The 307-nt window shown below is 59.3% G+C and carries 1 protein-coding gene; it reads right to left on the bottom strand.

The annotated features are described in order from the left end of the window. Positions 1–161: NAD(P)H-binding protein (locus G3480_RS28880; protein ID WP_338114249.1), on the bottom strand; the 161-nt coding region annotated here is incomplete at its 3' end. Positions 162–307 lie beyond the last annotated feature (146 nt).

The raw sequence follows: 307 nt of genomic DNA, 5'->3' as shown, positions 1-307 counted from the left end.
TCGGTGAGTCCGCCGGGACGCACGATGACCCAGTCGAGCCCGCTCGCCATGACCAGCTGCTCCTGCTCCGCCTTGGCCTCGAGCACTGTCTTCAGCATGAGGTCCATCACCAGTCGAAACGGCCAGGCAATCTGCGCGCGACTGTCGCCGACGCCGAGTATAGTGGACCCCGAAAATTGGACACGGATTTAAGTTATATCGCCTCGCACATTAACGAGGAGAGCGACAGTGAGGAATCGTAAGACCTTTTCGGCGAGCTTCAAGGCGAAGGTGGGGCTTGAGGCGATTCGTGGGGTCAAGACGACCA

It is taken from the genome of Thiorhodococcus mannitoliphagus (assembly GCF_010915725.1).
Taxonomy (GTDB): Bacteria; Pseudomonadota; Gammaproteobacteria; order Chromatiales; family Chromatiaceae; genus Thiorhodococcus; species Thiorhodococcus mannitoliphagus.
Note: the sequence above shows the minus strand (reverse complement) of the source record. Positions and strands in the feature narration are given on the sequence as shown.